Here is a 7,057-nt window from a genome sequence, read left to right on the forward strand (position 1 = left end):
GTGGTGGTGGTGCCGGCCCCGCCCCCCCCCGACGGTGTCTGCGCCATGGCTCCTTCCCTGACGGGTCAGATGCCCCGCTGGCTCGCGTAGAAGACGAGACGGTACTTGCCGATCTGCACCTCGTCGCCGTTGGCCAGCGGAAGCGAGTCGATCCGCTCCCGGTTGACATACGTGCCGTTCAGGCTGCCGACGTCGGAGACGGTGAAACCGCCCTCCGGACCGCGGCGGAACTCCACATGCCGACGTGAGACCGTCACGTCGTCCAGGAAGATGTCGCTCTGCGGATGGCGCCCGGCCGTGGTCAGGTCGCCGTCCAGCAGGAAGCGGCTGCCCGAATTCGGCCCGCGGCGGACCACGAGCAGCGCCGAGCCCATCGGCAGCGCGTCGACCGCGGCCTGTGCCTCGGGGGAGAGCGGCGGCGCCGTCTGCCCCGTGCTCTCGGACTCGTAGGCCTCCAGGCCCGAGATCGAAATGGTGGACGTCGTCTCCGACGGCCGCTCGGGCTGGGCGCCGGCACGCAGCGGAGCGCCACAGTTGGAGCAGAACCGGCTGGACTCCGCGTTCCGGTGACCACACCTCGCACAAACAGGCAAAGCGGCAAACCCTCCACCCGTACTTGAGGTTGCTGGTTCCTGGGAACCTATGCGGCCCGCACCCGCAGGGTCAACAGCAGACGCGCCGTGCCCTCCGGAAATACCGCCCTCGGCGCCCGCGACCTCGTCGCGGAACAGCGGGCGCTCCTCACCCGCGGCGCTCCCGTCCGCGGTGCGCCCCGCGCGGTGGCGTGCTGTCTCGCTGCCGCCGTCCTCACGTGCGCTCTTACCGAACAACTTTCCAAACAACTTCACGGGCGATTCCCCTTGACCGAAACAGACCCGCCCGTGGGGCAGGATGATCAACCTCGCTGCACACACCGGCCGACCCGGACATCCACACAACGTCCGTGACCGTCAGACAGTTTCCACCACACACCACACCACTGGTGCGCCGACCCCCCGCAACCTCTTGCCCCGCCCTGTGCCCGCCATGCGCGGACATGTCACTGCGAGGACGACCGAGCGTAGTCAGGCCGCTTCGCCGGCCGCAAGGCGTCCACCGTGACCCTGCTGGAGGCCTCGACGGACACCGTGGCCTGCTCCTTCTCCAGCGTCTGCACCACCCCACCGGGGATGTTCAGAGCCGGTTCGAGATCCTGCGGCTTGCCGATGACCTTGAAACGGTACGGCTGGGCGATTCTCTTCCCGTCGATCCGCACCCCTCCCACGGCGTCCGAGACATAGGTGTCGGCGACCACCCGGACTCCGTTGATCTGGATGGCCTCCGCCCCGGCGGCCCGCAGTTCCTGGATCGCGTCGAGCAGCATGTCCGCCTGCACCGCACGCTTGGTGTCGCGCACGGTGACCGTGATCCCCGGGCCCTGAGCCCGCACCGTACCGGCCAGAATGCCGAGCTGCTGCTCCTTCTGGACCGTCTGTTTGCGGGCCTCCTCCGCCTGGTCCGAGCTGTTCTCCAGCTCGGTGCGCTGGTTCTCCAGGCGGCGCTTCTCGTCCTCCAGACGCTGGGTCCGGTCGTCGAGTTCGTCCAGGATGCGCACCAGGTCCTCCTGGCGGGCACCCCGCAGCGCACTGTTGTCGCTGGTGGAACTCACCTGGATGGCCAGCCCCAGTCCGAGGACGAACAGCAGGAGGGCGACGGTCAGTTGGGCCCGGGTGACCCGCGGCGGCCAGAGCCCCGCGATCAGCCGCCGACGGCCGGACAGCGGCTCCTCGCCCTGTTCCTGACCCGGCTCGGGGCCAGGTTCGGGTGCGGCCGGTTCCGCGGCCCACGCGTCCTCCGGACGTGGTCCAGGGCCGCTCCTCCCAGGGCCCTGGGGGCCCGCCGCCGGCCCGTCCGCAGACTGCGGACCAGGCCCGGACCGCGGCTGCGGCTGCGGCTGCGGCCGGTCTGCGCCGCCGCTCTCCGAGTTGTTCCGCTCCGAGGGGCCCGGGCGCCGCGGGGGCTCCGACGCGCCTGCGTCGGCTTCCCCGGCCGGACCGTCCTTCGCGTCCGGGGCAGGAGGGTGCGGCCCGGCCTGCGCTCCCGGCGTCTCCGGGGCCTCAGGCACCTCGGGCGTCTCCCGCTCCTCCGGGATCCCCTCCGGCTCCGGGGTACCCTCCGACTCCTGGGCCCCGATGGGCTCCTGGGCGCCGGCGGGCTCCTGGGGCTCCCCGGTCTCACGCGGACCCGGCTGTTCCGGCTTCCTCGGTTCTCCCGGCTCCTCCGGGGAGTCCGGCGTCCTCGGGTTCTCCGGCGTCTCGTCGTTGCTCATCGGCCTCACGCCCGGAACACGTGCCGGCGGATCGCCGCGGCGTTGGAGAAGATGCGGATGCCCAGCACCACGACGACACCGGTGGACAGCTGCGCGCCGACCCCGAGCTTGTCACCGAGGAACACGATCAGCGCGGCGACCACCACATTGGAGAGGAACGACACGACGAACACCTTGTCGTCGAAGATGCCGTCCAGCATGGCCCGCAGACCGCCGAAGACCGCGTCGAGCGCAGCGACGACGGCAATGGGCAGATAGGGCTCGACCACCGCCGGAACTTCGGGTCGGACGAGCAGTCCCACCACGACTCCTACGACGAGGCCCAGTACGGCGATCACGATGTGCCCTTCCCTGTGTCATCGGCGCTTCTGCCCGCGCCCCCGGCAACCGGCTCCGCGTACCGCACGATCAGGCTCGGCGCGGCGGGGAGCCGCACCTCTTCCTGCGCGGAAATGCTGGTCCGGATCCCGTAGTTCTCCTGCAGCACATGCAGGTACTGCCCGTCGGCACTGTCCTGGAACGTGGTCGCCAGGCGCTGCCCGTCCCCCACCGCGAGCACGGTGTACGGCGGCACCAGCGGCTTGTTGTCGACCAGTATGGCGTCGCCCGCAGCCCGGATCGCCGAGAGGGCGGTCAGCCGCTGGCCGTTGACCGCGATCGCCTCCGCCCCGGACTCCCAGAGGCCGTTGACCACCCGCTGGAGGTCCCGGTCGCGCACCCGCCCCGTGTCGGCGAAACCGCTGCTCTCCCGCGGACCGCCGCCGCTCGACTCCGCCTTCTTGGCGTCGTTGACCACCAGCTTCACACCGGGGCCGTGCACCGGGGTGGCGGCGGCCAGTAGACCGAGCTGCCGGCCCTTCTCACCACCGTGCTTCAGCAGGGCCTCGCGCTGGCGGTCCCCCACGTCGTCGCGCAGCCGGTCCACGCTCTTCTGCAGACTGTCGACGGACGAGTTCTCCGCCTCGATCCGGTCGATCAGTTCCTGCCGTTCCTTGGCGATGGCGGGTGCCGATATCTGCGCCTGCGCCGCTCCGACGGTGACCACGGCCGCGGCGAGAACCAGCCCCGCGGCGAGGCCCAGCTTGGCACGGAGTGTCTTCGGGAGTCCCTTGCCGCTGCCGGCGCTGCGCCGGGCCGCCGCCTCGGCGTATCCGTCGTCGAGGCTGTGGTCCATCACGTTGGTCAGCAGCGACATCGAGGCGTCGGGGCGCGAAGGCGGCGAAGCGGTGCTCCGAACGGGGTGCTGCTGCGACATGCCGCACATCGTCGCACGTCGCGGCCGCTACCGCCGAATGGCCCCACCGGCGCGCCGGTGTGGGGCACCGCGGGCACGGTACCCCACCGCGGCCGGCGGCCGGTAGCGGCTCAGCGGCCGGCGCCCTCGACCACCGCGGCCCACTCGTCGAGCAGCGCCTCGGCAGAGGTGGCGTCGGGGCCCTCGGCCCACAGATGGGTGACGGCCTCCGACGGATCGGGCAGCACCATCACCCAGCGCCCGTCCGCCTCGACGACCCGGACGCCGTCCGTGGTGTCGACGGACCGGTCACCGGCCGCCTCGACCACACTGCGCATGACGAGTCCCTTGACCGCCCACGGGGTGGCCAGGTCCCGCCGCTGGACATGGGCCCGCGGAATCCGGGCATCGATCTGACTGAGCGTCAGCTGGGTGCGTGCCACCAGACCGAGCAGCCGGACGAAGGCGGCCGTTCCGTCGAAGACGCTGCTGAACTCGGGCACGATGAATCCGCCGCGCCCGTCGCCGCCGAAGATCGTCGCCTCGTCACGGCCGACCCGGGTCAGGTCGTCCGGCGAGGTGGTCGTCCACTCCACCTGGGTGCCGTGGTACGCCGCGACCTGCTCGGCGATCCGGGTGGTGGTCACCGGCAGCGCCACCCGGCCGCTCCGCCGCTCGGCGGCGACCAGGTCGAGCATGACCAGCAGCGCACGGTCGTCCTCGATGATCCGGCCGCGCTCGTCGACCAGGGAGAGCCGCTCGCCCACCGGGTCGAAGCGGACGCCGAACGCGGCCCGGGCGGACGCGACGATCTCGCCCAGCCGCACCAGTCCGGCCCGCCGGGTCTCGGCGGTCTCCGTGGGCCGGGACTCGTCGAGTCCGGGGTTGATGGTCAGGGAGTCGACGCCGAGCCGTCCGAGCAGGCTGGGCAGGACGAGGCCCGCGCTGCCGTTGGAGGCATCCACGACGACCTTGAGTCCGGCCTCCTCCACGCCGGCGGTGTCCACATCCCGCAGCAGGGTGCCGGTGTAGGAGTCGAAGACGCTGGCGGGGAAGCGCAGGTCACCGATCTCGCCGGGGAAGGCGCGCCGGTACTCCTGCCGGGCGTAGACCCGGTCGAGCTTGCGCTGACCGGCCTGGGAGAGGTCGGCGCCGCGCTCGTCGAAGAACATGATGTCGACGCAGTCCGGAACACCCGGTGAGGTCCGGACCATGATGCCGCCGGCACTGCCGCGCGCCGTCTGCTGCCGGGCCACGGGCAGCGGCACGTTCTCCAGGTCCCGGACATCGATCGCGCTCGCCTGGAGCGCCGAGATGACGGCTCGTTTGAGGGCCCGGGCACCACGTGAGTGATCACGTGCCGTGGTGACCGTCGAGCCCTTCTTCAGCGTGGTCGCATAGGCACCCGCCAGTCGCACCGCGAGTTCGGGGGTGATCTCGACGTTGAGGATGCCGGAGACGCCTCGGGTACCGAAGAGGTGGGCCTGGCCGCGGGACTCCCAGATGACCGACGTGTTGACGAAGGCGCCGGCCTCGATGGTCTTGAACGGGTAGACCCGCACATTGCCCTGGATGATCGATTCTTCGCCGACGAGACACTCGTCGCCGATGACGGCGCCGTCCTCGATGCGGGCGGCCCGCATGATGTCGGTGTTCTTGCCTACGACGCAGCCCCGCAGGTTGCTCTGCTGGCCGATGTAGACGTTGTCGTGCACCACGGCCCGGTGCAGGAAGGCACCGCTCTTCACCACGACATTGGATCCGACGACGGTGTGCTCACGCAGCTCCGCACCGGCCTCGATCTTGGCGTAGTCACCGATGTACAGCGGACCGCGGAGGACGGCGTCGGGGTGGACCTCGGCTCCCTCGGCGACCCAGACGCCGGGCGAGATCTCGAACCCGTCGAGCTCGACCTCCACCTTGCCCTCGAGCACATCGGCCTGCGCCTTGACGTAGCTCTCGTGGGTGCCGACGTCCTCCCAGTAGCCCTCGGCGACATAGCCGTAGATCGGCTTGCCCTCCTTCATGAGCTGAGGGAAGACGTCACCGGACCAGTCCACGGAGACACCGGGCTCGAAGTAGTCGAAGACCTCGGGCTCCATGACGTAGATGCCCGTGTTGACGGTGTCCGAGAAGACCTGGCCCCAGGTCGGCTTCTCCAGGAAGCGCTCGACCTTGCCGTTCTCGTCGACGATGGTGATGCCGAATTCCAGCGGATTGGGCACCCGCGTCAGGCACACCGTGACGAGCGCACCCTTTTCCTTGTGGAAATTGATCAGCTCAGTGAGGTCGAAGTCGGTCAGCGCGTCACCGGAAATGACGAGGAAAGCGTCGTCCTTCAGCGCTTCCTCGGCATTCTTGACGCTCCCGGCGGTGCCGAGTGGCGTTTCCTCATTCGCGTAGGTGAGCTCCATACCGAGTTCCTCGCCGTCGCCGAAATAATTCTTGACGAGGGAGGCGAGGAACTGGACGGTCACCACGGTCTCGGTGAGACCGTGCCGCTTGAGCAGCCTCAGCACATGCTCCATGATCGGCCGGTTGGCCACCGGCAGGAGCGGCTTGGGCATGCTCGAGGTCATGGGGCGAAGGCGGGTGCCCTCACCGCCGGCCATCACGACGGCCTTCATGTCGGAAGCGTCCTCCTCAAAGAGATGACTGTCACCCCGACCGCACCCGTCCGGATGACCCGCTGCCCCCGCACATGGGCACCCGGTTCACGGGCCAGGACCGCCGCCACAGCAGTGGTGCCGAAATGAGGCGGTTCAGCCGGCCGCGGCGTCCGCCCGGACAAGACGGCGGACCTGCACCACGTAGAGGATTCCTGCCCACCAATACAGGGTTGTACCCCAACCGGCGAATGCCCAGCCGAAGACAGCAGCGAGTGAGGGCAGCCAGCCGGTGCCGTCGCTCAGCAGCAGCAGGGGGAAGGCGTACATGAGGTTGAACGTCGCAGCCTTGCCGAGAAAGTTCACCTGGGGCGGCGGGTAGCCGTGACGGCGGAGGATCCAGACCATGATCAGGAGCATCAGCTCACGGGCGAGCAGGATGCCGGTGAGCCACCAGGGAAGGATCTCCCGCCAGGTGAGTCCGGCCAGGGTGGAGAGGATGTAGAGCCGGTCGGCTGCCGGGTCGAGGAGCCTGCCCAGTTTGCTGATCTGGTTCCAGCGGCGGGCGAGCTTGCCGTCCAGGTAGTCGGTGACGCCGCTCAGGGCCAGCACGAGCAGGGCCCAGCCGTCGCTCTGGGGGCCGCCGAACTCGGGCCGGAGGATCAACCACAGGAAGAGCGGTACGCCGAGCAGCCGCGCCATGCTGAGGATGTTCGGGATGGTGAGGACGCGGTCCGTATGAACTCGCGTCTCCTGGACCTCCACCCGGGTGCCTCCTGGGGGAACGTACCGACGATGCCCCCCGACCTTACCCGTCGGGCTCGGCGGAGTGCACAGAGGGGCCCTGAACGTCCGAATACGGAAAACTGCCCGGAAACACAGAAAAGCCGGGGTCCCCGGAACCGTTAT

General features: G+C 69.7%; 6 protein-coding genes. All 6 read right to left on the reverse strand.

Annotated elements, in window-relative coordinates; translation table 11 throughout:
- Positions 1-65: 65 nt before the first annotated feature.
- A complete protein-coding gene (locus AC3EQ1_RS31170; RefSeq protein ID WP_432097664.1) occupies positions 66-848 on the reverse strand; it encodes a double zinc ribbon and FHA domain-containing protein in 783 nt (260 codons plus the stop codon).
- 191 nt (positions 849-1,039) lie between these two features.
- Positions 1,040-2,131 (reverse strand): DUF881 domain-containing protein, encoded by a 1,092-nt coding sequence (locus AC3EQ1_RS31175; protein WP_432097668.1) that lies wholly within the window; start codon positions 2,129-2,131, stop codon positions 1,040-1,042.
- A 182-nt stretch (positions 2,132-2,313) separates the two neighbouring features.
- Positions 2,314-2,646 carry a small basic family protein gene (locus AC3EQ1_RS31180; protein ID WP_019708255.1) on the reverse strand — a complete coding sequence of 111 codons (333 nt, stop codon included), beginning with the start codon at positions 2,644-2,646 and terminating at the stop codon, positions 2,314-2,316.
- Positions 2,643-3,563, reverse strand: a complete 921-nt coding sequence (locus AC3EQ1_RS31185; RefSeq protein ID WP_432097665.1) for a DUF881 domain-containing protein — start codon at positions 3,561-3,563, stop codon at positions 2,643-2,645. Before AC3EQ1_RS31185 ends, AC3EQ1_RS31180 begins: the two co-directional genes overlap by 4 nt.
- Positions 3,564-3,673: 110 nt before the next feature.
- Positions 3,674-6,169: a sugar phosphate nucleotidyltransferase gene (locus AC3EQ1_RS31190; RefSeq protein WP_432097666.1), complete on the reverse strand. Its 2,496-nt coding sequence runs from the start codon at positions 6,167-6,169 to the stop codon at positions 3,674-3,676.
- Between the two features lie 135 nt (positions 6,170-6,304).
- A complete protein-coding gene (gene clsA / locus AC3EQ1_RS31195; RefSeq protein ID WP_432097667.1) occupies positions 6,305-6,913 on the reverse strand; it encodes a cardiolipin synthase ClsA in 609 nt (202 codons plus the stop codon).
- Between the last annotated feature and the right edge of the window lie 144 nt (positions 6,914-7,057).

The sequence above is a fragment of the Streptomyces sp. bgisy100 genome, assembly GCF_057709105.1.